Origin of the sequence: Rheinheimera tilapiae, assembly GCF_042432165.1 — a bacterium.
In the GTDB taxonomy this organism is placed as follows: Bacteria; Pseudomonadota; Gammaproteobacteria; order Enterobacterales; family Alteromonadaceae; genus Pararheinheimera; species Pararheinheimera tilapiae.
On the sequence record NZ_JBHLXP010000003.1, the window covers coordinates 302,682 to 326,070 of the forward strand.

19 protein-coding genes are annotated in these 23,389 nt (G+C 52.8%); 8 read left to right on the forward strand and 11 right to left on the reverse strand.

Going from position 1 to position 23,389, the window contains the following annotated elements; genetic code table 11:
• The 4 genes from ACFFJP_RS12270 to nudF are packed head-to-tail and all read right to left on the reverse strand — an operon-like array spanning position 1 to position 2,450.
• Positions 1-576 (reverse strand): YqiA/YcfP family alpha/beta fold hydrolase, encoded by a 576-nt coding sequence (locus ACFFJP_RS12270; RefSeq protein ID WP_377244231.1) that lies wholly within the window; start codon positions 574-576, stop codon positions 1-3.
• Positions 573-1,325 carry a metallophosphoesterase family protein gene (locus tag ACFFJP_RS12275; protein WP_377244234.1) on the reverse strand — a complete coding sequence of 251 codons (753 nt, stop codon included), beginning with the start codon at positions 1,323-1,325 and terminating at the stop codon, positions 573-575. The genes ACFFJP_RS12270 and ACFFJP_RS12275 overlap by 4 nt, the downstream gene beginning before the upstream one ends.
• Entirely contained in the window at positions 1,322-1,780 is a 459-nt protein-coding gene (locus tag ACFFJP_RS12280) for a DUF1249 domain-containing protein (protein WP_377244237.1), read from the reverse strand. Before ACFFJP_RS12280 ends, ACFFJP_RS12275 begins: the two co-directional genes overlap by 4 nt.
• Before the next feature lie 28 nt (positions 1,781-1,808).
• The gene (gene nudF / locus ACFFJP_RS12285) at positions 1,809-2,450 is read right to left on the reverse strand and encodes an ADP-ribose diphosphatase (RefSeq protein ID WP_377244241.1); all 642 of its coding nucleotides are present in this window, start codon (positions 2,448-2,450) and stop codon (positions 1,809-1,811) included.
• 114 nt (positions 2,451-2,564) lie between these two features.
• Here nudF and tolC point away from each other — a divergent pair, with 114 nt between their 5' ends.
• The 3 genes from tolC (at position 2,565) to ACFFJP_RS12300 (ending at position 5,629) form a co-directional block, all read left to right on the forward strand.
• Positions 2,565-3,866 carry an outer membrane channel protein TolC gene (tolC, locus tag ACFFJP_RS12290; RefSeq protein WP_377244244.1) on the forward strand — a complete coding sequence of 434 codons (1,302 nt, stop codon included), beginning with the start codon at positions 2,565-2,567 and terminating at the stop codon, positions 3,864-3,866.
• Positions 3,867-4,003: 137 nt separating this feature from the next.
• Positions 4,004-4,927, forward strand: a complete 924-nt coding sequence (gene lpxL / locus ACFFJP_RS12295) for an LpxL/LpxP family Kdo(2)-lipid IV(A) lauroyl/palmitoleoyl acyltransferase (protein ID WP_377244247.1) — start codon at positions 4,004-4,006, stop codon at positions 4,925-4,927.
• 96 nt (positions 4,928-5,023) lie between these two features.
• On the forward strand, positions 5,024-5,629 hold the full coding sequence (locus tag ACFFJP_RS12300) for a TcpQ domain-containing protein (RefSeq protein ID WP_377244250.1): 606 nt from the start codon (positions 5,024-5,026) through the stop codon (positions 5,627-5,629).
• Here the strand turns inward: ACFFJP_RS12300 and glnE are convergent.
• Both glnE and ACFFJP_RS12310 read right to left on the reverse strand, forming a co-directional pair.
• Positions 5,619-8,429, reverse strand: a complete 2,811-nt coding sequence (gene glnE, locus ACFFJP_RS12305) for a bifunctional [glutamate--ammonia ligase]-adenylyl-L-tyrosine phosphorylase/[glutamate--ammonia-ligase] adenylyltransferase (protein WP_377244253.1) — start codon at positions 8,427-8,429, stop codon at positions 5,619-5,621. The genes ACFFJP_RS12300 and glnE overlap by 11 nt on opposite strands.
• 23 nt (positions 8,430-8,452) lie before the next feature.
• Entirely contained in the window at positions 8,453-9,364 is a 912-nt protein-coding gene (locus tag ACFFJP_RS12310) for a CYTH domain-containing protein (RefSeq protein ID WP_377244256.1), read from the reverse strand.
• 144 nt (positions 9,365-9,508) lie between these two features.
• On the opposite strand from ACFFJP_RS12310, the gene ACFFJP_RS12315 reads away from it, so the two are divergent.
• Positions 9,509-10,165, forward strand: a complete 657-nt coding sequence (locus tag ACFFJP_RS12315) for a TIGR04211 family SH3 domain-containing protein (protein ID WP_377244259.1) — start codon at positions 9,509-9,511, stop codon at positions 10,163-10,165.
• Between the two features lie 60 nt (positions 10,166-10,225).
• Here ACFFJP_RS12315 and ACFFJP_RS12320 read toward each other — a convergent pair whose 3' ends face one another.
• Positions 10,226-10,804 (reverse strand): DUF7010 family protein, encoded by a 579-nt coding sequence (locus ACFFJP_RS12320; protein ID WP_377244262.1) that lies wholly within the window; start codon positions 10,802-10,804, stop codon positions 10,226-10,228.
• Between the two features lie 113 nt (positions 10,805-10,917).
• On the reverse strand, positions 10,918-11,412 hold the full coding sequence (locus tag ACFFJP_RS12325; protein WP_377244265.1) for an Lrp/AsnC ligand binding domain-containing protein: 495 nt from the start codon (positions 11,410-11,412) through the stop codon (positions 10,918-10,920).
• A 137-nt stretch (positions 11,413-11,549) separates the two neighbouring features.
• On the opposite strand from ACFFJP_RS12325, the gene putA reads away from it, so the two are divergent.
• A complete protein-coding gene (gene putA, locus ACFFJP_RS12330; protein WP_377244268.1) occupies positions 11,550-15,332 on the forward strand; it encodes a bifunctional proline dehydrogenase/L-glutamate gamma-semialdehyde dehydrogenase PutA in 3,783 nt (1,260 codons plus the stop codon).
• Positions 15,333-15,458: 126 nt separating this feature from the next.
• Positions 15,459-16,565 (forward strand): HD-GYP domain-containing protein, encoded by a 1,107-nt coding sequence (locus ACFFJP_RS12335; RefSeq protein WP_377244271.1) that lies wholly within the window; start codon positions 15,459-15,461, stop codon positions 16,563-16,565.
• Between the two features lie 14 nt (positions 16,566-16,579).
• Here the strand turns inward: ACFFJP_RS12335 and ACFFJP_RS12340 are convergent, their stop codons facing one another.
• Positions 16,580-17,398 carry a general secretion pathway protein GspB gene (locus ACFFJP_RS12340; RefSeq protein WP_377244274.1) on the reverse strand — a complete coding sequence of 273 codons (819 nt, stop codon included), beginning with the start codon at positions 17,396-17,398 and terminating at the stop codon, positions 16,580-16,582.
• Positions 17,399-17,422: 24 nt separating this feature from the next.
• On the reverse strand, positions 17,423-18,337 hold the full coding sequence (locus ACFFJP_RS12345) for an ExeA family protein (protein ID WP_377244277.1): 915 nt from the start codon (positions 18,335-18,337) through the stop codon (positions 17,423-17,425).
• 76 nt (positions 18,338-18,413) lie between these two features.
• Here ACFFJP_RS12345 and ACFFJP_RS12350 point away from each other — a divergent pair, with 76 nt between their 5' ends.
• Positions 18,414-19,664 carry a multifunctional CCA addition/repair protein gene (locus tag ACFFJP_RS12350; protein WP_377244280.1) on the forward strand — a complete coding sequence of 417 codons (1,251 nt, stop codon included), beginning with the start codon at positions 18,414-18,416 and terminating at the stop codon, positions 19,662-19,664.
• Complete coding sequence (locus tag ACFFJP_RS12355; protein WP_377244283.1) at positions 19,651-20,166, forward strand: DUF1569 domain-containing protein; 516 nt, start codon at positions 19,651-19,653, stop codon at positions 20,164-20,166. Before ACFFJP_RS12350 ends, ACFFJP_RS12355 begins: the two co-directional genes overlap by 14 nt.
• Positions 20,167-20,302: 136 nt before the next feature.
• On the opposite strand, the gene ACFFJP_RS12360 is transcribed toward ACFFJP_RS12355, so the two are convergent.
• Entirely contained in the window at positions 20,303-23,383 is a 3,081-nt protein-coding gene (locus ACFFJP_RS12360) for an efflux RND transporter permease subunit (protein ID WP_377244286.1), read from the reverse strand.
• Positions 23,384-23,389 lie beyond the last annotated feature (6 nt).

Genomic DNA, 23,389 nt, shown 5'->3' on the forward strand with positions numbered 1-23,389 from the left:
TTACGCTAATTGGCCGAAATTGACAATATCCGCCAGCCGGCTTTGCAGGTTCTGATAGCTGTGATCGCCGCCTTCTTGTACATCTGTTTGACATTGTTGATAAAAATCCAGCGCTTGACGGTAGTCCAGCACCTCGTCACCGCTTTGTAATAACACCAGATATTGTGATGGCCGGCGCAGTTGCTGTACCTGTAAATCTTGCAGCAATGGCAGATGTTCAGCCCGTACTTCGTAATGCTGCTGTCGCACCGGATGATAATAACGGCCCAGATGCTGTTGCAATAACAGATGCGGCCGCACCGCCGGATTGATCAGGACCGCCCGACAGCCATATTGTTCCGCCAATGCCGTGGCCAGAAAACCACCTAAAGAGCTGCCAATGATCAGCTGCGGTGGCTGTTGGACACATAGCAGTTGTAATTCCTGCCAGGCTTCGGCCGGCGTATAGGGCAAATCCGGCACGGACAACCGATGCTGTGGCAGATGTTGTTGAAAATAATCCCGCACCAGCAGCGCTTTTTCTGACTGCGACGAACTGGCAAAACCATGTAAATACACAATATGTTGTGACGTCAAAACTGTAAAAACTCCCATTGCAGACGGCCATCTGGCGTAAATACCCAGCGACAGGCGCGTGGACCTTGATCCTGCGTCTGCCAGTCCGGCGTCTGTAAAAACTGTACTGAGCTGGCCGGGCAGCCCACTTGGACAAACTCCGGCAAGTCATATTGATAGGCATGGTGGCAATGACCGTGCGCCAAGCCGCGCAGTCGCGGCTCACGCTTGAGCATCGCCAGCAAACCGGCTTTGTCCTGCTGATCAAACCGGTCGATAAAACTGCCAACCGGCAGCAAATGGTGATGGCAGAACCAGAAAATTTGTTGATGGCCGGCCTCGTTAAGCCAGCACTCCAATTCGGCGAGCCGTGGTACCGGAAAACTGCCGGCCGGCGTGTCGCCTTTACTGTCGAGTAGCCACAATTGCCAGCCGGGCAGCGCCAGCCGGCGCTCGGGCCGAAACGGTGGCTGCTGACTTAGCTGATCAAGTGCACCCCGTTCGTCATGATTACCCGGCAGTAAAAACACTGGTGCCGGCCAGTCGGCCAGCAACTGCTGCAATAACGTGTACGAGTCAGCGCTGTGATCTTCAGTCAGATCGCCGGTCAGGATCAACAGCGGCGCTTCAGCCCGCAGTTCATCCAATACAAGACGTAAATGGTGATAAGGCTTGATGCCCTGATACAGGGCATCCGGCGTGGCTAACAAATGGCAATCGGTGATCTGGACCAGTGAAGACACAGGCCAGTGAAAAACAGCATTAGTCACTGCATCACCACAGCACTGCAAAGCCCCTGCGCACGACATAAGCTGAGCCAGTCACGAAGCAACAGATTAATCTGACGTTTTTCATCGGGCAGTAACATATCGGTGTTCGGATAGTCGTAGACGGCTTTAAATTGCCTGATCTGCTGACAAGCCACCACTTCAGCCAACCGCGCGTCGTGATATAACCGCACCTCAAATTGCGGACGTAGCCAGCTGACAACCTGCCCGGTAAACGCAGGTTCACTGATATGCTCGATACGGATAGTGCTGGTGAATTTGCAGAGCTCCTGCAGTTTCAGCAGGTACTTATCTGCGGCACTAACCTGAATTTGCACGGCATCACCAACCTGACCGGAACGCGGCAATAAATGGCGCAGCTGTGCGTAATTGCGTTCACACAGACTCAGAAAATCCGGCACATAAGGCTGATATCGCCGTTGTTTGCTCAAACTCATCGTTGACGAGGATCCCATTCTGGTCAATTCAGGCCGGTACAGCCCATTGCTCTCGTACCGACTCCAGGTGCAATGACAGCCATTGTAACGCAATGACAGTCGCCGCATTGTCGATTTTACCGGCATTCAGTAAATCGACCGCGTGTTGCCGTTGCATGACATGGACTTTGATATCTTCATGTTCTTCCGCAAGACCAAACACGCCCTCCTGGACCGGGCCTGTTAACTCGCCCAGATACAAATGGATACGTTCTGTAGTGCCCCCCGGGCTACTGAGGTAACTTAATAGCGGGATCATCCGTCCCAGCGACAGCCCAGCTTCTTCCGCTGCTTCGCGCCGAGCGACCTGCTCGGGCTGCTCAGCAGGGCCAAACATGCCGGCGACGGCTTCCAGTAACCATGGCGTTGCGGAACTGCGCATAGCACCGAAGCGAAATTGCTCAATCAGCACCACTTCGTCACTGTGTGGATTAAACGGCAATACGACAACCGCATCACCGCGTTCGAAGATCTCCCTTGTAACAAGGTCACTCCAGCCGCCCTGAAACAAGCGGTGGCGGAACTGATACGATTTCATGGTAAAAAAACCGTGGAAAACAGTGTGTTCACCGTGAATTTCCACATCTTTCGCAGCGAATGCCGGATAATTAATTGCTTTGTTTTCAGCCATCTCGGGGCTCACATTCTGTTACACTTGGTGCGTCAACTTTTACGCGATCGGTTCGACTTAGTGTACGCGAACACGTTAATATCCGTTCAATTTTGTTTTCCATGGAACCTGGTTATGAAAAAAACTGCTTTATGTTCATTGGTGTGCGCGGCCCTCGGCTTGTTCAGCCTGCAAGCCAGCGCGGAGAACCTGCAAAACGTTTATCAGCTGGCACTGAAAAAAGATCCACAAGTACTGAAGTCCGCCGCACAGCGTGATGCCGCCAAAGTTGGCATCGATATCAGTAAAGCGAATTTCCTGCCGGATATCAGTTTAACCTCGTCACTCGGTAAATCGCGGGATGATAAAGGTGGCGGCATGACCGCTACTGGTACCGGTTATACCAACAGACTCAGTCTGACCCAAACCGTCTTCAATTGGGGTGACTGGGAACGACTGTCTAACGCGGAAAAAACCGCATTACAAGGCCAGACCTATTACAACGCAGCGCTGCAGGGCCTGATTGTCCGTGTATCACAAGCCTATTTCAGTGTTTTGAGCGCCAACGATGATTTAACTTTTGTGGTCGCGGAAAAACGCGCCGTTGAACGTCAGTTGGAACAAACCAAACAACGTTTCGCTGTGGGTCTGACGGCCATCACCGATGTGCACGAAGCACAGGCGCAATATGACAGCGTGGTCGCCCGTGAAATCGCCGCAACCAACGCGCTGGAAAACGCTCGTGAATCGTTGCAGGAAATTACCGGTGAATATCATTCCCAGTTAAGTCCACTGAATACCAGTCAATTCAAGCCAACAGCACCGAAACCTGCCAACGTTGTTGAATGGGTCTCAATTGCCGAAACCAATAGTCTGGATTTACAAGCTCGTAAGCTCGCGGTTGAAATTGCCCAGAACAATATCGATTTGGCGGAATCAGGCCATTATCCGACTGTTGGCCTGAGTGCAACGAAAACGCTGCAGGACAGCCGTAATATGCCGCAACAAGATTCAGAAAGTGTGAACCTGAACTTGAATGTGCCAATTTATTCCGGCGGTGCCACTTCGGCCTCAACAGAACAGCAACGCGCGAACTATGTAGCCACCAGCGAAGATCTGGAACTGGGCCACCGCTCTGTGGTGCGTCAGGTTCGGGTGAACTACAACAACGTTGGTGCGGCCATTGCCGGTATTAAGGCACTGGAACAGGCGGTAGTTTCAGCTGAAAGTGCATTAAAAGCCACTGAGGCCGGTTTTGAAGTCGGTACCCGGACTATTGTCGACGTCCTGATCAGTACCCGCAATCTGTTTGATGCCCGTCGCAATCTGACTAAACAACGTTACGACTACATCCTGGCAGTGCTGTCGCTGAAACAAGCGGCCGGTACCCTGACTGAAGCCGATCTGGCGACTGTCAACGCCGCACTGGGCGCGTAATTCACTACAAAGCGAACAACTGAAACAAGGCCACACGAACCTGATAAAGCTCAGACCAGTGTGGCCTTTTTGTTTCTGCACTGTGCAGCTTCAGACTTTTCGCTACAATAGCCGGTTTTCAGCAGCAAGGATTTCTTGTGTATCAGGCGCCGCCATTTTCTCTGACCCTACTTCACCCCCGTTATTGGCTACTTTGGCTGGCTCTTGGCATCGCTTATTTGATCAGTTGGCTACCATACCGGATATTGATGTTGCTTGGACGTGGTCTTGGCCGGCTCAGCTTTAAATTGCTCAAATCCCGTGGCCGCATCGCCCGGCGCAATCTCGAACTGTGTTTTCCGGACATGCCCGACCACGAACGGGAGCTGCTGGTGCAACGCAATGCAGAAGAAACCGGCTGCGCCGCGATGGAAACCCTGATTGGCTGGTGGTGGCCGACATGGCGGATCCGGCGCTTCGCCCATTTTAAAGGTTACGAACATATTCAGGCGGAACTGGCGAAAGGCAAAGGTGTGTTGCTACTGGCACCGCATATGCTGCATCTGGAAGCCGCCGGCCGGGTCTTTGGCCTGACCCACCCAAGTATTGGTTTTTACCGCCCACACAACAATGCGTTGATGGAATTCTTCATGTATCGCGGCCGCAGTCGTGGCAACAAATACATGATTGGCAAACGCGATGTCAAAGCGCTGCTGCGCGCTTTGAACGACGGCGAAGTGTGTTTTTATCTGCCTGATCAGGACTATGGTCGCAACCGCGCTATCTTTGCCCCGTTTTTTGCCGTGCAAGAAACTGCCTGCACCAATGGCACCTTGTTGTTTGCCAGCGCCGCCAATTGCGCGGTGATCCCGATTTATACCAGCAAACTCCCTAATAATCAGGGCTATCAGATTGAAGCGCTGCCTGCTCTGACCGATTTTCCCGGCAAAGATGAATACGCCGCTATTTGCCGCGTCAATCAGTGGGTAGAACAAGCCATTCTGAAACATCCGGAGCAATATATGTGGGTACATCGCCGGTTTAAAACCAGACCGGATCCGGACGCGCCTTCGTTGTATTAATGTTTACAGACCAAGCGACACATCACAGAAAAGCTGCTGGCATCTGCATGCCGCAGGGTTTAGTATTAAGTCTCTAATACCAACAGGGCAGTTACGATGGGATTTTGGTTTAAACACATCACAGCGCTGGTTTTTTTATTCGCCCTTGCCGGCGTCTTGCTGTTTTATCCAGATCTGTTGATGCCAAAACCTGAGCCAGTCAAAATTGAAGTCAAAAAAGCCGCTGCGATGGAGTTCACTAACTTCTATGAACAGCTGCGCTATTCGCTGGACACCAGCGTCGACAAATCAAAAGAGTTTATTATTAAACTCTCCGACACCAGTGATCAGCTGACCAGTACGTTGGAGAGCCGCACCAATACCGTACCGCCGATGCCAGACAACTGGAGTGGTGTATCACAGAACCGTAAGTTCGAACCCGGCAGCAAAATCCGTGACCATATGATGGCCTTCGCCAGAGAAGAGGAGATGGAGCTTATTTGGACACTGCCGCGCGATTATGTGGTGAAACATTATTTCCAAAGTGACAGCGATTATCTCGGCACACTCAAAGGTATTGCCAAAGCCATAGCACCGGACTTTGAAACGCCGGTACTGGCTTATTTCTGTCCGAAACAACGTGCAGCAGTTTTGACCGACAAATCCAGTCTGTTTTTAGAGCAAAACTGCCAGCATTTAAACGCCGAGCCAGTTAAGCGCTAAGCATAAACTGCTGCCAGGCATCCCTCACCTGCTGCTCTGCGCCCGACAAATCCTCAACCGCAACTTCTGCCGGGGCTAAAGTCTGACGATGGCTACTGCCGCGCAATTGCTGATACGCTTGTTGTAACTGCTGCGCCTGGGTCAATGACATCAAGCCGCAGGCCGCCGCTGCATCCAGAATACGGATATTGTCACTGTACTGGTACAGTGCCGGATATACAGCACCATAGCCAAGCACCAGAAACTGACTGATAAATTCTAAGTCGACAATACCGCCAGCTTTGTGTTTCACTTCGGTGGACGCTACGCCATGATGCTCGCGCAGCTTTTGTCGCATGTCCCGCACCTCACCGCGTAACGCTTCGAGATCCCTTGGTTTTGCCAGAATTTCTGCCCGAATTTGCTCAAAACGACTAGCGATCGCTGCGTCACCGTAAATCAGCCGCGTGCGCGCAAGTGCCTGATGTTCCCAGGTCCAGGCATCCTGACGCAGGTATTCACCATAAGTATCCACATGCACCGTCAGCAGGCCAGCGTTGCCGGATGGCCGCAACCGGGTGTCAACTTCATACAATAAGCCGCTGGTTGTGCGAGTGGTGCACAGGTGCAATATCCGTTGCACCAGCTTGAGATAAAACTGGCGGGAATCAATGCCACGCGCGCCGCTGGTCGGCGCCAGCGAGTCACACTGATGCAGGAAAACTAAATCCAGATCAGAGCCATACCCCAGTTCCAGTCCGCCCAGTTTGCCGTAAGCAATCACGGCAAAACCTTTGCTGCTATGCGCATCGAGCCCGGCCGGATAACCATATTTATCCGCCATTTGTTGCCATGCGAGCTCGACGACTGTATCCATCAACGCTTCGGCCAGCCAAGTCAAATGATCAGACACTTTCATCAACGGTAAAATGCCGGTGATATCGGCCGCGGCAATGCGCAGGGTCTGTGCTTGTTTGTATTGGCGCAACGCTTCCATTACTAATTCCAGATCGTCTTGCGGCACCCGCAGCATTTGCTGCCGTAGCCGGTCGCGGTAGTCTGCAACAGTTGCAACCTGATACAACAATTCAGGATCAATCAGTTCATCCAGCAACATCGGATAACGCGCCAGATGCTCTGCCAGCCAGCCGCTGCGGCCACAGAGCTTTATTAACTGTTGCAGCGCCGGCGGGTTTTCAAATAGTAATTCCAGATAGGCGGTACGCGAGACGATTTGCCGCAGCACACCCAGCACCCGCTCCAGTACCAGAGGCCCCGCTTGTTCCTGCTCTACCCCATGCAGCAAAGCGGGTAATAACTTTGCCAGCAATTCGCGCCCGCGCGGGCCAACCTGCCGTTTCTGGCTGTCCGCTTTAAACTGCTGCAGATGTTGCATCAGCAGTTCAGCATCTGCTGGCGTCAGCCAATCCAGATGTTCAGCCAGCTCAGTCGCGGACTGATCGCTGTCCCACAACATGCGACCAAGCAGCAGCTCTTGCGGTTCCGTTTGCTCTTCCTGTGCGATCACTAAGCGGAATTGCTGGTGAATACGCATCATCGCCATATTTATCTGCTGCTGCAACGCGGGCCAATCGGACGCTTGCAGCGCCAGAACAAGACGCTGCTGGCTCAACGCATCAGCGGGCAAAGTCTGGGTTTGCTGATCATCCATGCCCTGCAGATGATGTTCGACCCGGCGTAACCACAAATAATCGTGATACAGGATCTGTTCCGCTTCCGGATCCAACAAGCCTTCCTGCAGCAGCGCCTGCATCGCAGCAAAAATCGATTGTTGCTGGATGGCTGGAATACGACCACCGCGGATCAGCTGCAACGTCTGAATGATAAATTCAACTTCGCGGATGCCACCGGCGCCGAGTTTGATATTGTCGACACGGTTCCGCCGGCGGTTTTCCTGCTCAATCAGCTGTTTCATCCGCCGTAACGATTCAATCGCTGAATAATCGATATATCGGCGATAGACAAAGGGTTTCAGCATGCCCTGCAGTTCGGCAGCAAAAGGCGCCACCGGATTCAGAATGCGCGCCTTGAGCATGGCGTAGCGCTCCCAGTCGCGACCTTGCGCCTGGTAATAATCTTCAAAGGCAGCAAAACTCAGCACCAGCGGACCGCTGTCGCCAAAAGGCCGCAAGCGCATATCCACGCGGTAAACAAAGCCATCAGCAGTGACCTGGTTCAGTAATAAAATGATTTTCTGGCCAAGCTTGGTATAGAACTGCTGATTTTCCGTGCTGCGCCGGCCACCACTGGTGTCGCCATTGTGCGGATAGACAAAAATCAGATCGATATCGGAAGAGAAATTCAGCTCGCCACCGCCCAGTTTACCCATGCCGAGGATCAGTAACGGCATCACCTGACCGTTACTATCAAGCGGTTGGCCCCACTGCGGTGCGAGTTCCTGCCAGGCCCATTGATACGCCAGATTAATCAGCTCGTCTGCCAGCGCAGAAACGCGCTGCAATGCCACACTGATATCCTGTGCCCGCAACAGGTCATCCGCCAGAATCTGACACAAGCTGGCATTGCGGTAGCGTCGCAGCGCGGCCATTGCCTGTGCTTCGGTATGCGGCTGGCTGAGATCCGGTGCATTAAAACCGGGTGCGCCGCTAAGTAACCCTGTCAGTATTTGTGGCTGTAGTTTCAGGCAACGACCAAGCAATGGACTGGCCGCCAATAACTGTTGTAATTGCCGCTCTTGCACTTCAGATAGGCTGAAGTCCAGCTGTGCCCGCTGCAGCGCCAGCGCCTGGCTCAATTCAGCTGGCAGGTTTAATAATATAGCAGTGGGCTGGTGCGACATGGACAGACTCCCGATCAGGCATGTTAAACGATGCGATTTAGCGTGGCAGGCTCAAGTAACCAGATACTGTATTGCAACAACCAAGATTGCAGCGCTTGGGGTGACGGCTGTAAACCCAATGCTTCCGCCAGCGGTAATATAGTAACAGCGGCCGGTTCAGCAGCAAGCGCCTTGAGCCACTGCTGCCACTGCTGATCCAACATGGTTTGCGCCGCCAGTCCCCGGCTTACCAATAATTGATTGCGCAAAAATGTGCCCAAGTAGTCTGCCAGCGTGTCGGTCGGGCGAAAGTCTTGCCATTGCAGCGGTTGTTGTTTCGCCAGCAAATAACCGCGCTCAGCTTTGGATTGCACGCCCAACTGCAACGGGAATTGTTGCACCAGCGCCGCAGCCAGCGTGAAGATCTCCGCCACTGCGCCGCTTTGTAATTCAAGCTCGAGCTCACAGATCACTTCCTGCAGACCGCTGCCGAGTACAGTTCCCTGATCAAACACCAGCTCAATCCGTGCACCGCCAGCGGTTTGCAGCAGTAATGTCTGCCGGACAAAATCGGTGCGGAATAATTCCTGCAGATTGGCCTGTAACGCCGCAACATCGGTGCCTGCAGGCCAGACTTCCGCTGGAAAATCGCTCAGAACTGGGACTACGCCGGTGGTCGGTACATTATATTCAGGTCGGATATGCGCTGCGCCATGTTGCTGGCCGGCCAACTTCAGGGTCTGTTCAAACCGCCCTTGTTTTTGCCGGGTGCGCAGGCCACTGTCGTGGCGGCGGAACCACTGATCAGCAGTGTCAAAATAAGCATTTAACAAGGTTTTTTCGCCGAGGCACTCCACGGCTGCCAGTTGCTGGCGGCAATAGTCCACCACAGTGGCAAAAATGGCTGCAGCATGCTGCGCCGGTAACAATAATTTCAGTTCCACTTCCAGCGACATAACAGGTCCTGATCACGCCAAAACGATTTGTCAGGCACACTAAGCCAGCCCCATTGATGCTGCAAGTGTTTTTGCTTGTCAACCTCAGCACAACTCCCTATGATCGGGCGCAATTATGCTTGTTGCAGCCTACCGGAATTTGTTATGTCTACTCTGAAATCTGCTTGTATCGCCACTGTGTTGGCCAGTTTTGTTGCATCAGCCCAGCAAGTCCCCGCTGAACAAACTTCAGCACCCGTCGCACAAACTGTGACTGAAGCGCCGGCCAAAGCGGCAGTTGCCGAAAAACCAGCGTTTATCATCGATAGTCTCAGTACGCCATTACGCTCTGGCCCGGGCAATGAATACCGCACTATTTCCACGGTACGTGCTGGCGAAAATGTCACTTTTATCGGCGACAATCCGGCCAATGGTTTTGTCAAAGTCCGCGACAGCAGTGGTGGCGAAGGCTGGCTCAGCGGCGAATACATCAGCTATACCGCCAGTCCGAAGGCCAATCTGGAAGCGCTGAAACAGCAACTGGGTCAGCAGGAAATGATAGCTGCCCAGTTTGATCAGGAACGTCAGGCCTTGCAGGCAGAGGTCAGCAAAGCCCAAACCGAGCGCGATGAAGCCGTCAAAGCTGCTGAACTCGCCAAGCAAACCGCAGCCCAACTGACCACCCGATTGGCCGAAGAAAATCCGGAATTACTGCAGAACAAAATGGTGATTGGCGGTGGCATTTTATTGGGCGGTATTCTGTTTGGTCTGATTTTGCCATTAATCACACCAAAACGCCGGCGCAATGATCGCTGGATGTAAGATGATTGATAAAATGCAACAAAGGGAGCGAAAGCTCCCTTTTTATTACGTAGTCAGCTATCACGCCTGCGCCGCAGAGCCTTGTGGCTGCTGCGCCCGATACCGCATCTCCAGTACCGGAATGGTAAAGCCGTAACAGATCACCACAATCAGCGGTTGTAACCAGAAACTGTGTTGCGGCATGGTCAGATAGGCCGCCACACAAGCCACAGTGCGGACCATGGTATGGACATAAGCCACCGGCGCTTTTGCCACAACGCCAAACACCAGCCACATCAATCCGGTCTGCACAGCTAAGGCAAACGGCAGTGCCAGATAGTTTTCCATAAACAGCGGAATGCTGATGGCAAACACCAGAAAACTCATGCCAACAGCGGCCAGGAAAATAGTATCGAACCAATTGCGTTCAGTGTTTTTCTGAAAACTGATGTTCTCACCGGTCAGTCGTGAGATCGCCATCGCCAGATAAATGATGCTGCCGGTGCCGATAAAAGTCGCCATCACTTGCTGATAAGGCGTCAGTACAAAAGACAATGCCCCAATCAATGCCCAGATAATGGCGCCGGACAACGGCATCGCCAGATAACGTTTGCTACGAAATTCAATCAGTTGCTGGTCTAACGTTTTGTTGTTTTGCATGGCACACCTCCGTGATTTGATGATGTCAGTATCCCGGTTATGTGCATGGTCAGTCAGTGTGCTTTGTCATCAAAAACCATGACATTTGTCACGGCATGTATCAGCACCAGACCTCAGTTTTTATCCTGTGTTTTGTCGTCCAGCGGCAGGCCCGAATCCTGTTTCACCTGTTCAATCACCACATAAGTGTGGGTCTGCAATACGCCCGGTAAATCAACAATCCGGCCTAATACCGCCCGATACGCCTCCATACTGGATAAACGCAGTTTCAGCAAATAATCAAAGCCACCGGCGACCATATGGCACTCGGCAACCTCGGCAATTTGCACCACGGCATCGCGGAACTGGTCAAAGATCGCGCCGGTGGTGCGATCGAGAGTGACCTGAATAAAAGCTGCTGTACCGAGCCCCAGTTTGGATGCCGACAACTTAGCGCCATACCCTTCGATAAAGCCTTCCTGCTCAAGCTTTCGCACCCGGTCAATACAGGGGCTTGGGCTTAGATTGACGCGCTTGGCCAGCTCGACATTTGAAATCCGGCCATCCTTTTGCAAAGTGTCTAAAATGGTTCTGTCGATGCGGTCTAACGGCCGGCCTTTGGCATTCATAGCTGATTCCGTATTTTTTCTGGTTAAAGCATTATAAAACCAAATTATGTATGGTTTAAATCGAAATTTAGCCACCAAATACGGTAGTGCTTTCACTAAAATGCAGCATTTATTTTAAATCAACCGAGATAAAAATTATGCTATTTCACGGCGAACTCCCCTCCCCAAGCCCTCTACGCCAGACGCTGCGCCAGTTTTATCGCGCAGATGAAGCTCAGGTACTGGAAACTCTGTTACCGCTGGCCGATATCGGCGACCAGGCCCGCTCACGTGCCTGGGAACGCGCCCGCCAGCTGGTGGTGAATATCCGGCAGGCGCAGATTGGCAAAGGCGGTGTGGATGCGCTGCTGAATGAGTTTTCGCTGTCGACTGAAGAAGGCCTGGTATTGATGTGTCTGGCCGAAGCGCTGCTGCGGGTACCAGACAAACACACTGCTGACCGCTTGATCCGCGACAAATTATCGAACGGCGACTGGAGTTCGCATTTAGGCAACAGCGAGTCGCTGTTCGTCAACGTCTCAGCTTGGGGCCTGTTACTGACTGGCAAACTGGTTAATTACAGTGACGACCATAAAAAAGACCAGTTTGGGTTATTAAAACGCACCTGTGGCCGTCTCGGCGAGCCTGTGATCCGTCAGGCCGTGCGTTATGCCATGCAAATCATGGGCACACAGTTTGTCATGGGCACCACGATCAACAAAGCCGTGGAACGCGCCACTGAACTGGAAGCCAAAGGCTTCACCTACTCTTACGACATGCTGGGCGAAGGCGCCCGCACGATGGAAGATGCCGACCGCTACTTCCAGAGCTATATGATGGCAATCAATGCCATTGGCACTGCTGCGAAAAAACGCGGGCCGCTGAAAAGCCCGGGCATTTCGGTCAAATTATCCGCCATTCACCCGAAATATCGCTTCTCACATCGTGACCGCGTGATGGAAGAACTGGTTCCGCGCTTAAAAACACTGGCGTTAGCCGCCAAAGGCTATGACATCAGCTTCACCGTGGACGCTGAAGAAGCAGACCGTTTAGAGCTGTCGATGGACGTCATTGAAGCCGTCTTCGCCGATAAAGATTTAGCCGGCTGGGAAGGGTTTGGTCTGGCGATTCAGGCTTATTCCAAACGTTGTCTGCCGCTGATTGAATGGCTGCGGGAACTGACAGTCCGGGTAGGCCGCAAACTGATGGTGCGTTTAGTTAAAGGCGCTTATTGGGACAGCGAAGTAAAAATCAGTCAGATCGAAGGTCACAACGATTTCCCGGTATTCAGCCGTAAACCATCGACCGATGTGTCCTATCAAGCCTGTGCGCGCAAACTGCTGGAATACCGTGACAGCATTTATCCGATGTTCGCCACGCATAATGCCTACACGGCTGCCACTATTCTGGAAATGGCACCGGATCGCACCGGTTACGAGTTCCAGCGCCTGCACGGCATGGGCGATGCGCTGTACGACCAAATTGTTGCAGACGACAAAGTACCATGCCGGATCTACGCACCGGTTGGTGAGCACTCAGACTTGCTGGCCTACTTAGTACGTCGCCTGCTGGAAAACGGCGCCAATAGCTCATTCGTTAATAACATTGTTGATGAAAGCATTCCGGTGGAAAGCCTGCTGACCGATCCGGTTGAACTGGTGCGCAGCTGGAAACAGAAACGCAACACACAAATTCCGCTGTCAGCCGACCTGTATGGTGATGAGCGTAAAAACTCTAAGGGTATTGATTTAACTGAAGTGGATGCCATTACCCCGCTGCGCAACAATATGCAGCAGTGGCTGACCACCGCGACCAGCAGCACCCCGGTAGAAGGCGCCAAAGCGGTGCGTAATCCGGCGAATCACGCCCAGGTGATAGGTTATGTCGAGCACCACACACCAGAACAGATGAAAGCTGCCATAGACCGGGCCGAAGCTGCCTTCCCAACCTGGAGCACAACACCGGTTGCTGAGCGCGCCCGTCTGCTGCGTGCTTTAGCCGATGCCTTAGAAGCACATCGCGATGAACTGATGGCGATTTGTGTCAAAGAAGCCGGTAAAACCGTGCCGGACAGCGTGGCGGAAATTCGTGAAGCCGTTGATTTCTGTCGCTATTACGCTGCTCGTGCTGAAACCATGTTCACCGGTACGCCGCTGCAAAGCCGTGGTGTGGTGCTGTGTATCAGCCCGTGGAACTTCCCGCTGGCGATCTTCTTAGGTCAGGTCACGGCTGCCGTTGCCGCCGGTAACACCGTCATTGCCAAACCAGCTGAACAGACTTCGTTAATCGCCATTCGCGCGATTGAACTGTGGCGTGCCGCCGGTCTGCCAGCCGGTGTGGTCGAACTGACTATCGCACCGGGCCGTGTCATCGGTGAGCACGTGGTACCAGACTTACGCATTCAGGCGGTGATGTTCACCGGTTCGACCGAGACCGGTAGCTGGATCGCGCGCAAGCTGGCCGAACGCGGTGGCGAGCCGGTGCCTTTAATCGCCGAAACCGGTGGTCAAAACTGTATGATCGTCGACTCCACCGCATTGCCGGAGCAAGTAGTGGATGACGTGGTGTCTTCAGGCTTCCAAAGTGCCGGTCAGCGCTGTTCTGCACTACGGGTGTTATTCCTGCAGGAAGATGTCGCCGACAAAATCATTCATATGATCAAAGGCGCGATGAAAGAACTGCATGTCGGTGATCCATCGTTGTTCTCTACCGATGTCGGTCCGGTGATTGACCAGAAGGCTCTGACAGGCCTGACGGCGCACGTTAAGTATCTGGAAGGCAAAGCCAAACTGCATTACGAGTGCCCGATCCCGGCTGGTGAAGGTCATTTCTTCTTTGCTCCGCGTTTGTATGAAATTGCCAATCTGGCCGTGCTGCAACGCGAAGTATTTGGCCCGGTCGTGCATATCATCCGTTTCAAAGCCGAACAGCTCGATGATGTCATCGCACAAATCAATGCCAGCGGTTATGGCCTGACGATGGGTGTGCATAGCCGTATCGCTGAAGTGACCGCGCAGGTCGCGCGTGAAGTCAAAGCCGGTAACATCTACATCAACCGCAATATGATTGGTGCTGTGGTCGGTGTGCAGCCATTTGGTGGCCGTGGTCTGTCAGGGACTGGTCCAAAAGCCGGCGGTCCGTTCTACTTAACCCGCCTGATTAAAGACAATCTGCAGGTGACTGAAGCGCCATTATCAGACGATAAAAAAGCCAGCCTGCTGGCCGCATCTGGCAACGACAATGCGCTACAGCAAAGTCTGCAACTGGCAGCAAAAGCCCAGGTCGAATGGCAGAAAAAAGATATCACTGCACGTAGTTCGGTCATTCGCCAATTTATGGCGCAGCTGGCTTCAAATGCCGTTGTGGTCAAACAGGAAGGTGATCTGGCGCAGGTGCTGGCCAGTGCGCGTGGTCTCATCGGTCATATCGAAAAAGAACTGGCGACGCCGATCCAGCTGCCAGGACCAACTGGTGAATCCAACCAGCTGCATCTGGAAGCCCGTGGTGTTGTCGCTTGTATCCGTGACGAATCTGGCTGCTTTAAGTACTGGATGCTGTCAGTGCTGACGGCGTTGGCGGCGGGGAATGCGGTGGTTGCAGTGGTTGAAGATAAAGACCTTGCAGAAGCGGAAGCGATCCGAAAAGTGCTGCTTAACGCCAACCTGCAGCCAGCTTTGTTCAGCGTCGCCAAACTGACCCAGCTTAAAGCGCTGATCAGTAACCCGCTGGTCGCTGCAGCAGTCATTGAAGCTGGCAGCGCAGTCAAAGCGCTGACCGGTGAATTGATTGCCGCCCGCGATGGCGCTATTTCGCCACTGATCACGACTCCAGCCGATGAACGTCTGCTACACCGCCTGGTCACAGAAAAAACCGTCACTATTAATACCACTGCAGCAGGTGGCAACGCCTCGCTGATGACGATGAGTGATAACGCGGTTTAAATCGAAAAGCTTTCGTCAGATAATACCAGGCCCGCGATTGCGGGCCTTTTTTATGCTTAGTGCGACGCTTTTGCATTTTCCGGCACTTTTGCTTATGTTCATTCAAACAACCTGCAGGCTATTGATATGACAAAACAAGCAGTTCCAATCGACGAACTCGCACTTGGCAGTTATGTCATTGCTGTCGCCCGCCAAACGGGTGATGTGGTGATTAAACATGCAGGTTGGGTTCGCAGTGAACTACTGATCGCGACATTGAAACAAAAAGGTGTACTGGAAGTATTTATCGATCCGACCAAACAGCTGCCACCGCCGAAAGAACTTCCTGTTGCACCGGCAGGATTTGAGTCCATCGCTGCCACACCCCGGGCCGATTTTGCCCAGGAGTGCAGCCGCACTGAACTGACCCTGCAAAGTACCCGCCAGCAAACTGCAGCTACTTTTGAGAAAATGGCACAGGCTGACAGTGTCGATCTGACCGAACCTGCACAAAACTGCGACAAACTGCTCGACAGCAGTAGTCGCAATCCACAAGCATTACTTTACCTGCAACAAGTCCTGCAGGAAGATGATGTTCTGTTGCGCCACGCCGTGCGCTGCGCCTGCCTGATGGCGGCATTTTGTCAGAGCTTGCAACTATCTGAGGCAGAGGCCCGTGACTACACGCTGGCCGCACTGCTGCACGACGCCGGCAAGGCCCAGCTGAAACAACTGTTTCCACAGGAGCAACCCACTGATCAAGCCGCGTTACCTTATAGTCTGACCTTGTTAGAACAATCGGAGTGTCCCGCCCGCAGTCTCGATGCAGTCGCCGGACATTTAGCGCCTTTAGCAGACCAATCCGCGCCAGCCCGGTTGCTCGCTATTGTCAATCGCTATGCGAATCTGCAAGAACTCGCAGATCTCGGCAAAATAGACATGGCCACTTTAAGAACTCAGTTGTTAGCGGCAGCAGGTAAGGCCCTGGACCCGCAACTAACGCAGATTTTTCTCAGTGAAATGGGGCTTTATCCGCCGGGTTCCGCTGTCAGACTGAAATCAGGGAAATTGGCTTTGGTACTGGAGAATCATCCCAAATACTCGGACAAACCCAAGGTCAAACTGTTTTATCACAGTGTGCATCGGCATCATTTGCCGGCGAAGGTACTGGATCTAGCCAAATTACCGGAAGAGCACATCGTAGCGGCAGCAGATCTCAGCCAGTTTGCTTTAGATTTGCGGCAGTACTTTTAATGGTAAACGCCCGGTTAAGGCCTGGTTTTTAACCGATACGACCATTCCGACAATGCCTCCATGCTAAATAACTGGCGGCCAGTTTGCATCAGTACATATTGGGGGGTGATTTCTTTCAGCTGAATGTCTGCCGTGATCCACTGGCCTTCCTGTAAATCCTTGCCATTGACTTTCACCCAGCGTTGCTTTGGCTCTGAAGCATATACATGCGCTTCGAAGCGTAACGGTGCGATCTGACGCTGTAGTGAATCATCCAGCGTACTGATATCACGGGCTGGCGCCGCGTGTTCGGTGATCTTAGCCGGTCGACGTTCACCTTTTGCGGCTTCCAGCGCGTATTGAAATTTGTCTTTTAATTCCTGAGGAACTTCGTCGGCGCTGAGTTCGGGTTGTTGGGCCGCAAGTTCTGCGACAGGTGCATCAGGGTCCGCTTCCTGCATCGGTATTCCCTCATCAAACTGCTCCAGCACCGCGACTTGCTCATCGAGACTTTGCCCCTGAGACTCTTCGCGTTCCGCTGAAATCACCAACTGCGCTTCTTGCTCTTCACTGGTCGGCACAGTGGTGAGATCACTGAGGATCAATCCGGGATTTGCCGGTGGTAAAGCCGGTGTGGCCACTGGAGTGGTCGGCGCTGCAACTACGACTGTTACGGGCTCGGCGACGGGTTTGTGGGTGAACCAGAATGCGAGCGCAAATCCAAGCCCCAACCCACATAGCACTAACAACACGATGGCCAGATATTGCCAGCCACGTGCCGGCGCCGTTGGCGCAGCAGTAGTTTCAGCTACGGCATTATTCTGTTGTTTCAGTGCATCCATTAATAACGACATAAAAAACCCGGACTCCGGTTTAATTTAGGTTTGTAACCATAACAAAGACAGACTAACGCCAAGCGCCAGACACAACACAAACAATAACGGCCAAAGCCAGACCGGCAGACCTGGTTTTGGCGCCAGTGGTTTAATCGCCAGAATTTCGCCGGCGGCCAGCTCGATCAGTTTGCCATCAATCAGGGCCTTTTGCTGGCTATACCCGCCCAACAGCGCGCGATCGCACAACAGATTCAATAGACGCGGGATACCGCCAGAAAATTCAAAGAGTTTTTTCAATGCACTATCAGCAAAGACCGGTCGGCTGCAACCGGCCACCTGTAAACGATGCTCGACATAATACTTCACTTCCGGCAGCGTTAGCGGCATTAAGTGATAACGCGCCGTAATTCGTTGTGCCAGTTGCCGCAAATCCTGGCGTTGCAGTAATTGTTGCAGTTCCGGCTGGCCAATCAGAATCACCTGCAGCAATTTTTTCGTATTGGTTTCCAGATTGGTCAGCAATCGCAGCTGTTCCAGTACTGCGGGCTGCAGATGTTGCGCTTCATCGATGATCAGAATGGTATTGATGCCGGCCTGATGGTTTTTTTGCAGTTTTGTCGTGATTTTATCAGTCAGCAATTTCAGGCTGGCATCGGTTTTTTTGTAGCGGATCTTCAATTCATCACAAATAGCAGCCAGCAACTCCAGTTCAGACAAAGTCGGATTCAGGATAAAAGCCACCTGAGTATTGGGCGGTAACTCGGCCAGCAAACAACGCGATACGGTGGTTTTGCCAGTGCCGACTTCACCGGTCAGTAACACAAAGCCACCGGCATCCCCTAAACCATAACGCAGATGCGCCAAGGCTTCAGTATGACGACTGCCCAGATACATAAATTCAGGGTTCGGCGCGATGGAAAACGGCTGGCTGTTCAGACCAAAAAATGCGGTGTACATGGCTTCCTGCTCAGACCTGGAGCGCAATTGTTGCTGGAGCGTTATAATGGCAAAAAATCACCTGTCAGGAAAGCGTGTGAAGATTTATCTTGTCGGCGGCGCCGTGCGTGATGCCTTGTTGGGACTGCCATGCCAGGACCAGGATTTTATGGTCGTCGGGACCACCCCCGAGCAAATGCTGGCCGAAGGCTATCAGGCGGTTGGCAAAGATTTCCCGGTATTTATTCACCCAAAAACCAAGCAGGAATATGCATTAGCGCGGACTGAGCGTAAGCAGGGTCAGGGCTATACCGGTTTTGCCTGCTACTACGCGCCGGACGTAACCTTAGAAGAAGACCTGCTGCGCCGAGATCTGACCATCAACGCGATGGCACAGGATCCGCACAGCGGGGTGATCACCGACCCTTACGGCGGACAGCTGGATTTGGCGGCTAAAGTGCTTCGCCATGTATCTGCTGCTTTTGTCGAAGACCCACTGCGTGTTCTGCGTGTGGCCCGTTTTTACGCCCGCTTCGCAGATCGTGGTTTTACCGTCGCCGCTGAGACGCTCACGCTGATGCAGCAGCTTGTGCTGAGTGGCGAACTGGCTCATTTGACTGCAGAGCGCGTTTGGCAGGAAACCGCCCGAGCCTTACAGGAAAAGACGCCTGCCGCTTATTTTGAATTGTTACAACAGGTCGGAGCCTTGGCCGTTCTGATGCCGGAGCTATCGGCTTTATGGGGCGTGCCCAACCCACCGCGCTGGCATCCGGAAATCGATACCGGCGTGCATTGCATGCTGGTGTTGCAACAAGCCGCGCTCTTATCACCAAGGCTAGATGTGCGTTTTGCCTCGCTATGTCATGATGTTGGCAAAGGTTTGACGGCGCCCGAACTGTGGCCATCGCATCATGGCCATGAGCACAGCGGGTTACCGCTGATTGAAGCCATGTGCCAACGTTTGCGGATTCCGAATGACTGTAGGGATTTGGCGCTGCTGGCCTGTGAGTATCATCAGCTGGTGCATAAAGCGCAGGAACTGCGAGCGGTAACAATTCTTAAGTTATTTGATGGCATCGACCTCTGGCGCAAGCCTGACCGGCTGGAACTATTGCTGACTTGCTGTATTGCCGATCTACGCGGCCGCACCGGTTTTGAGCAAGCCGACTATCCGCAGGCAGAGTATCTCAAAGCTTTAGCCACTGCTGCCCGGGCGGTCGACATCAAAGCTTTGGTCGCTGCAGGGCATCAGGGCCCAGCGATGAAACAAGCTGTCGCTAGTGCGCGGCTTGATAGCATCCAACAACGAATAGAAGCATTCAGGAGCATTCCCCATGAACAGGCGTAAATTTTTATTGGTGAGCGCTGCGATTGCCGGCGCTGGTATCACGGGGATCTATGGTGCTGGCAGTGGCTTTGTTGCCGATTTGGCCGCTCTGCAACAAGAGCTCAAACAAATGACCGGTAAAACCCTGCGTAGCAGCGGTAGCTGGAATGTCAGTCAGATTTTTCAACATCTGGCGCAAAGTGTAAGGGGCTCGTACCAAGGCTATCCACAACAGCGCAGCTGGTGGTTTCAACACAGTATTGGCCCATTGGCGCTACAAGGCTTTAAAGCCGCGGGCGCAATGCGTCATCCACTGGATGAAGCGATCCCTGGCATGCCTGATCTGGATGCGACGTTAGATCCGCAGGTTGCTCTGGCTGCATTGCTGCAGGCATTGGATGAATTCGCTGCAGCGACCACGCTGGCACCGCATTTTGCTTATGGCACCCTTAATCATGCCGATTTCCAGGCCGCTCATCAGCTGCATATCCGCCAGCATTTAAGCCAGATCACAGTGGTCTGAGTAGGTTCTGACGGGAAATTCAGACTGCTTGCCTAACACCTGCAGCGATTTTATCGAGAAACCAGGGCGGCGCCATCGGCGCAAAATCAATAAAAAAGGGCAGCCACGGCTGCCCTTTTTTGCATCTGTACAGCGACTAAACTGCTTCGAGTTCCGCTTGGCGGATCATGTCTTTCTGGTGGTCTTTCGCCAGTAACACATAAATCGATGGCAGCACAAACAGCGTGAAGATAGTGCCGATCGTCATACCAAACACCAGCACAATACCAATGGATTGACGTGCTTCTGCACCCGCGCCGTCTGCGAAAATCAGCGGTGTATGACCGGCGATAGTCGCAATACTGGTCATCAGCACCGGCCGTAACCGCAACACTGAAGCTTCGCGGATCGCATCGATTTTCGCCCGGCCTTCTTCCTGCAGCTTGTTGGCAAATTCCACCACCAGGATACCGTTACGGGCAATTAAGCCGACCAGCGTCACTAAACCGACCTGCGAATAGATATTCAGCGTACTGCTGATAGCGTCGGTCCAATGCGGGATCGGCGCGTACATTTTCCAGAAGGTGAAAATCAGTGCACCAAACATCGCTAGTGGCACTGACCCCGCCAGAATCACGATCGGGTCACGGAAGCTGTTGTATTGCGCCGCCAACACCAGGAAAATCATCGTTAAAGCCATCAGGAAGGCCGGCAGGAAAGTGTTGCCCTCACGCTTTAACTGCCGTGATTCACCGGTATAATCGATGGTGTAAGTTGCAGGCAGGATCTTGCGTGCTTCCGTTTCCATATATTTCAGCATTTCATCCAAAGAACCAGCGCCAACCCCTGAGATTTTCACCGCATTGAGTTGCTGCATCCGGTTGATAGAGCGCGGAACCGTTGAGTGCGTCAGCGTCGCAATCTGGTCCAGCCGGATCATGCTATTGTCAGGCCCGGTGATATACAGCTTGGACAAATCATCCGGCGTCAGCCGTTCAATCCGTTTTACCTGTGGGATCACTTTGTAACTCAGGCCGTCTTTATTAAACCGGTTTACCCAGCCACCACCGAGCAGAATGCCTAAATCCTGCGTCACAGTGCGCATGTCCAGGCCCAAATCAGCCACTTTTTCACGGTCAATGTTCAGCTGATATTCCGGCTGGTCAATTTTCATATCCAGCATCGGCGGGAAGAAAAACTTGCCGCTTTGTGTGAAAATTTGTTGCAGTTTCAACGCGTAGTCATAAATTTCCTGACTATCCGCGGTGGAAGCAATCACAAACTCAATCGGGAAATTGCCGCCACCCGGCAAGGATGGTGGTGTGATTGGCAGGATCCGTACCCCGGCAATTTCGCCCAGTTTCTGCTGCACGTCCGGTAAAATCTCAGTAGTCGTCCGCTCACGCTCCGCCCATGGTTTTGTCACCATGCCGCTGAAACCACCAGTCGGGAAGGTGATTTGGAAGGTAAAATCAGTCTCTGGTACGGACATAAACACTTCATTGACCTGTTTGCCATAAAATGACGCCTGGTCAATGGTTGAGTTCGCCGGTGTATCAACAATACCAAAGATCACGCCCTGGTCTTCAGTGGGCGCTAGCTCTTTGCTCGACATGATATACAGCGGCACTACACAGATAGAGATAAAACCCCAGAACAGGTAAACGCCAATACGGTTTTCCAGCGTGGCATTGAGTTTACGGCTATAAAACGCGGCAAACCGATCAAAGATTTTCGACAACGGCGCTTTGATCTCACGATGCGGTGACAGCATCCGGGATGCCATCATCGGGGATAAAGTCACCGCGACTATCGCCGAGATGGTAACCGCGCCTGCGAGTGTAATAGCAAACTCACGGAACAATGTCCCGGTTAAGCCACCTTGCAGACCAATCGGGATATACACGGACATCAGCGTCACAGTCATTGCCAGAATGGGCCCCGCTAATTCACGGGCAGCAACCAGAGAGGCGTGGAAAGGCTTTAAACCATCCTGAATGTGCCGCTCTATGTTTTCAACCATAACAATGGCGTCGTCGACCACTAAACCGACTGACAATACAATTGACAATAAAGTCAGCAAATTCAACGAAAAGCCACAAAGCTGCATGATAAAAACAGCGCCAATCAGTGACAACGGAATGGCTACCAGTGGGATCAGCACGGAGCGGCTGAAGCCGAGGAACAAGAAAATTACTACGATAATGATAATCAGCGTCTCAGCCAGTGTTTTAATAACGTCTTGGATCGCTGCATCTATGTATTTGGTCGCGTCGTACGACACTTCACCCGATAACCCTGCCGGTAAATCCGCTTTGATTTTTTCCATCTCAGCAGTGACAGTCCGGATGACTTCCAGACTATTGGCATTTGGCGCGACAAACACCCCCATAAATACCGCAGTCTGACCGGAGTAATTCACTTCCACGCTGTAGTCGTCCGCACCAAGCACTACATCGGCGATATCAGCCAGGCGAATCACACCATCGGCATTTTGCCGCACCACGATACGCCGGAAATCCTCAACGTTGGTCAACCCGGCATTCGCATTCAGGTTGACCTGCGTGTAACTACCTTTGGTTTGGCCTATCGCTGCCTGCACGTTTTGTGCTTGCAACGCGGCCCTAATCTCGGCTGGGGTGACCCCAACGGCCGCCATTTTTTCTGTTTTCAGCCAAATCCGCATCGCAAATGTACGGCCACCGAGGATCTCCGCCTTTTGGACACCATTCACCGCAATCAGGCGTGGTTGTACCGAGCGCGTCAAAAATTCGGTGATCTGGTTTTGCTCCAGAATATCTGAGCTGAAACTCAGGTACGCCTGAGCAAACTGGCTGTCAGCAGCTTCAATCGCCAGTGACGGTACCTCGGCTTCCGGCGGCAATTCGCCCCGCACCTGATTCACTTTGGCGCTGATTTCAGTCATCGCTTTCAGTGGGTCGTAGTTCAGTTGCAAATGCGCCGTAATGGTCGACATCCCCATGGTACTTTGCGACTCGATATAGTCGATACCACCCGCTGACGCGATAGCGCGCTCGATGGGCGACGTGATAAAGCCGCGGATCACATCCGAGTTCGCGCCGATATAGACGGTGGTGATCTTGATCACTGCGATGTCACTGCGTGGGTACTGCCGAACTGATAAGCTGCTGAGCGATTGAATCCCCGCCAGCAGAATCAGCAAACTGACCACGATCGCCAGTACCGGTTTCTTAATAAATATATCAGTAAATTTCATACAAAC

Bases quoted from the DNA above. Each gene is read 5' to 3' on its own strand.
- ACFFJP_RS12335 (WP_377244271.1), top strand. From the start codon at position 15,459: ATGACAAAACAAGCAGTTCCAATCGACGAACTCGCACTTGGCAGTTAT.
- ACFFJP_RS12360 (WP_377244286.1), bottom strand. From the start codon at position 23,383: ATGAAATTTACTGATATATTTATTAAGAAACCGGTACTGGCGATCGTG.
- ACFFJP_RS12345 (WP_377244277.1), bottom strand. From the start codon at position 18,337: ATGTACACCGCATTTTTTGGTCTGAACAGCCAGCCGTTTTCCATCGCG.
- tolC (WP_377244244.1), top strand. From the start codon at position 2,565: ATGAAAAAAACTGCTTTATGTTCATTGGTGTGCGCGGCCCTCGGCTTG.
- ACFFJP_RS12325 (WP_377244265.1), bottom strand. From the start codon at position 11,412: ATGAATGCCAAAGGCCGGCCGTTAGACCGCATCGACAGAACCATTTTA.
- ACFFJP_RS12315 (WP_377244259.1), top strand. From the start codon at position 9,509: ATGTCTACTCTGAAATCTGCTTGTATCGCCACTGTGTTGGCCAGTTTT.
- ACFFJP_RS12320 (WP_377244262.1), bottom strand. From the start codon at position 10,804: ATGCAAAACAACAAAACGTTAGACCAGCAACTGATTGAATTTCGTAGC.
- nudF (WP_377244241.1), bottom strand. From the start codon at position 2,450: ATGGCTGAAAACAAAGCAATTAATTATCCGGCATTCGCTGCGAAAGAT.
- glnE (WP_377244253.1), bottom strand. From the start codon at position 8,429: ATGTCGCACCAGCCCACTGCTATATTATTAAACCTGCCAGCTGAATTG.
- ACFFJP_RS12310 (WP_377244256.1), bottom strand. From the start codon at position 9,364: ATGTCGCTGGAAGTGGAACTGAAATTATTGTTACCGGCGCAGCATGCT.
- ACFFJP_RS12355 (WP_377244283.1), top strand. From the start codon at position 19,651: ATGAACAGGCGTAAATTTTTATTGGTGAGCGCTGCGATTGCCGGCGCT.
- ACFFJP_RS12340 (WP_377244274.1), bottom strand. From the start codon at position 17,398: ATGTCGTTATTAATGGATGCACTGAAACAACAGAATAATGCCGTAGCT.
- ACFFJP_RS12300 (WP_377244250.1), top strand. From the start codon at position 5,024: ATGGGATTTTGGTTTAAACACATCACAGCGCTGGTTTTTTTATTCGCC.
- ACFFJP_RS12280 (WP_377244237.1), bottom strand. From the start codon at position 1,780: ATGAGTTTGAGCAAACAACGGCGATATCAGCCTTATGTGCCGGATTTT.
- putA (WP_377244268.1), top strand. From the start codon at position 11,550: ATGCTATTTCACGGCGAACTCCCCTCCCCAAGCCCTCTACGCCAGACG.